3 protein-coding genes and 1 pseudogene are annotated in these 3,558 nt (G+C 42.8%); 2 read left to right on the forward strand and 2 right to left on the reverse strand.

What is annotated here, in order from left to right; all coding sequences use genetic code 11:
• Both CXF78_RS17220 and CXF78_RS17225 read right to left on the reverse strand, forming a co-directional pair.
• Positions 1 to 521, reverse strand: a 521-nt coding sequence (locus CXF78_RS17220; RefSeq protein ID WP_102037449.1) for an L-threonylcarbamoyladenylate synthase, incomplete at its 3' end; no start/stop codon positions are given.
• Complete coding sequence (locus CXF78_RS17225) at positions 518 to 1,378, reverse strand: RNase RNM (protein ID WP_059745488.1); 861 nt, start codon at positions 1,376 to 1,378, stop codon at positions 518 to 520. The genes CXF78_RS17225 and CXF78_RS17220, both read right to left, overlap by 4 nt.
• A gap of 455 nt (positions 1,379 to 1,833) precedes the next feature.
• Here CXF78_RS17225 and CXF78_RS17230 point away from each other — a divergent pair, with 455 nt between their 5' ends.
• Both CXF78_RS17230 and CXF78_RS21915 read left to right on the forward strand, forming a co-directional pair.
• The gene (locus CXF78_RS17230) at positions 1,834 to 3,402 is read left to right on the forward strand and encodes an anthranilate synthase component 1 (protein WP_102037450.1); all 1,569 of its coding nucleotides are present in this window, start codon (positions 1,834 to 1,836) and stop codon (positions 3,400 to 3,402) included.
• Positions 3,403 to 3,431: 29 nt separating this feature from the next.
• Positions 3,432 to 3,558, forward strand: a pseudogene (locus CXF78_RS21915) (anthranilate synthase component II); the annotation flags it as partial.

Raw genomic sequence — 3,558 nt, forward strand, 5'->3', positions numbered from 1 at the left:
CCGTGAATAATACCGTCGACCAAGTGATCGAGTATATCGCGAATATGCTCTGGGTCTGATTCAGCAAATTGCTCATTTGGCATTACTAAACTGGTGGTCATCATTGGTTCGCCCAATGCTTCAAGTAACGCGAGCGCAATAATATTATTAGGTACGCGAATGCCTATGGTGCGCTTTTTATCGCACTGTAAACGGCGTGGCACTTCTTTAGTGGCTTTGAAAATAAATGTATATGGGCCAGGCATACAGCTTTTTAATAAACGGTATGCTTGGTTATCAACGCGGGCAAAATTAGCCAGCTCAGATAAATCACGACACATTAATGAAAAATTGGTGTCATTTTCAATCTGGCGGATACGTGCCATACGCGTCATGGCATTTTTTTCACCAATCATACAGCCCAATGCATAACCTGAGTCAGTTGGGTAAACAATGACTCCACCTTGTTTAAGAATCGCCACAGCTTGATTAATTAATCGTGCTTGTGGGTTCTCATCATGAATATAAAAAAATTGACTCATACTCTTTTCGTCCAATGTTGTGATTGCCAAACCCATTCCACACCTTGTGGTTGGAATAAGTTTTTACCTAACTCGATCCAATTACTGGGAAAGTGAAAATCGCTCCCCACTGAAGCAAGTAGGTTATTTTGCTTACTTAATGCAATAAGATTATTACGGTCGTCTAATGTTTGCTGACCTAAAATAACTTCAATCGCATCGCCACCGGCCTCTGCAAATTCACGCACTAAGCGCTTAAGCCATTTGGCCGATAATTTGTAACCGCTGGGATGAGCTAATACAGCAACACCACCGGCTTGATGAATATGCTCTATCGCATTGGCCATATCGCCCCAATTATTGGGTACATAACCTGTTTTGCCTCGAGCTAAGTAGCGTTTGAACACGCTAGGCATATCTGTCGCATGACCATTATCTGCTAACCATCTAGCATAATGGCCGCGGCTAAGCGCTGCATCACCGGCAATAGCTTTAGCACCTTCATAGGCACCCTCTATCCCAGCTTTAGCTAAACGTTCACCAATTTCTTGGGCTCGGACTTCACGCAACTCACGTTGATGAGTTAAAAAGTCCAACAATCCTGTGTGAGCGATATCCAAGTTTAATCCGACGATATGAATATCAAAACTGTTCCAACGAGTCGAAATCTCACAACCGTTAATTAATAATAACGGCGTGGCATGGTTTTGATTAGCAAGATGCGCTTCTGCTAACCCTCCGACAGTGTCATGGTCAGTAATAGCAAACATCTCAACGCCTTTTTCAATAGCGCGAGTTAATAATTCTGTTGGTGTTAATTGACCGTCTGATGCGGTCGTGTGGCTGTGAAGATCGGCCAAGAGAGTCTCTGTAATCATGTGGTTATTGTACTAGAGTGGCGATAAAAATACTGCTTGGATTTATGAATAAATGATGGCAATTGATGAATTATTTATGCATAAGTTAGTTAGAGGGCTCAATAAATAGACTAGATCTATCCTGATTGTCATTTTTTGTCAGCTTTTGAGAAATATTCAATTGACATTAACCTCCAGCTGGGTTTTCCTATAGGCATTAAACACAGACATAATACAGCGATTAACGATGACACACTCTTTAGCTTCATTACACATTACATGGTGGTGGCACTTCCCAAATTAACGGGTGGTGTGAAGCGTTGTGCTCATTTTTAAGAGACAAGATTTTACCAAAAAGCCCGCAGAGATGTGGGCTTTCTTGTTATTTGGCCCATTCAATTTAGTCACTCGGGTTACATAATATTAAAGGCCAACAGATGATAAACAAACAGGATACAAGGAGCGGCGACATAGTGATGACGACAACAGTGACTACACCAAACCAACTCGCTCAGGTTACCACGCAAAAGCAGCCATTAACCTACCATACTGATCCGCTAAAACTGTATCAGCAAGTCACTAATAACGCGCCGCATACCATGCTATTAGAGTCTGCTGAGGTCGAAAGTAAAGACCACTTAAAAAGTATCGTACTCACCCATGCGGCAATGATGATACGTTGCGACGGTTATCAACTCACTTTTAGTGCATTAACGCACAATGGTGCGACCTTGTTAGTGCCAATTGCCAACTTCTTCAGTGATGCACAGCAACAACGAGATAATGATACTTTAATCGTCACGTTGAAAAAGGCCACCGAGTTACAAGACGAAGATGCACGCTTAAAGTCAACATCTCCTCTTGATGGCTTAAGAATGTTTATTAAGCACATTCAAACCAATAATCCACTTAAATTTGAAGATTTATTTTTAGGTGGTGTATTAGCATATGACTTAATTGATACCGTCGAGCCACTCCCTGCTGCGCCCAACGCTCACAACGATTGCCCTGACTATTTATTCTATCTTGCTGAAACACTTATTTTAATTGACCATCAAACTCAGCAAGCCGAGATTGTTAGCCACCAATTCAGTCAAGATAACATCATTGCACAACAATTAGATCTGCAACTGCAACACGTCATCGAACAATGCGCCGAGCTAGGTGATATTGCTCCGTTAACACCAGTGACAACCGACGAAAAAGTTAACATTACTGACGAACAATTTAAGCAAACCGTGATTGATTTGAAAGAACACATTGTCGCCGGTGATATTTTCCAAGTGGTGCCATCTCGTTGTTTCAGCTTACCTTGCCCGAATACGCTTGGTGCATATCGCGCTTTGCGCTTAACCAATCCAAGTCCATATATGTTCTATTTTAGAGGTCCTGATTTCACCTTATTTGGTGCGTCGCCAGAAAGTGCCCTGAAATATGATGCGGCCAGTAACCAAGTCGAAGTATATCCCATTGCAGGCACGCGTAAGCGCGGTAAAAATGCCCAAGGTGAGATTGATTTTGACCTAGACAGCCGTATTGAACTTGAGCTGCGTTTAGATAAGAAAGAATTATCAGAACATTTAATGCTGGTCGATTTAGCCCGTAACGACATCGCTCGCATCAGCCAAAGCGGTAGCCGTAAAGTGGCTGAACTGTTAAAAGTTGACCGTTACTCGCACGTGATGCATTTAGTCAGTCGTGTTACCGGTCAATTACGCTTAGATTTAGATGCTCTGCACGCTTATCAAGCCTGCATGAACATGGGAACCTTAGTAGGAGCCCCAAAAGTACGTGCATCACAATTAGTACGCCAAGCAGAGCAAGCTCGTCGCGGCAGTTATGGTGGCGCAGTGGGTTACCTCAATGGTCTCGGCGACATGGATACCTGCATCGTTATTCGTTCAGCTTTTGTTAAAAATGATGTTGCTCATATACAAGCAGGTGCTGGCGTGGTGTTTGACTCAGACCCACAAGCCGAAGCGGATGAAACACGTCAAAAAGCCCAAGCGGTCATTTCTGCGATAAAAATGGGAGGTGGGCTATGAGCACTGCAACCACACAAGCAAATAAACCGATGAAATTATACCTACTCGATAACTTCGATTCGTTTACTTACAATCTAGTCGATCAATTCCGCAGCCTAGGTTGTGAAGTTGTCATTTATCGTAATGATGTCAGTGCCGATTATGTGGCTGAAAAGC

The sequence above is a fragment of the Shewanella sp. 11B5 genome (assembly GCF_002836795.1).
GTDB lineage: Bacteria > Pseudomonadota > Gammaproteobacteria > Enterobacterales > Shewanellaceae > Shewanella > Shewanella frigidimarina.

Excerpts from the sequence above, each read along its gene's own strand:
- CXF78_RS17230 (WP_102037450.1), top strand. The coding sequence starts at position 1,834 with ATGACGACAACAGTGACTACACCAAACCAACTCGCTCAGGTTACCACG.
- CXF78_RS17225 (WP_059745488.1), bottom strand. The coding sequence starts at position 1,378 with ATGATTACAGAGACTCTCTTGGCCGATCTTCACAGCCACACGACCGCA.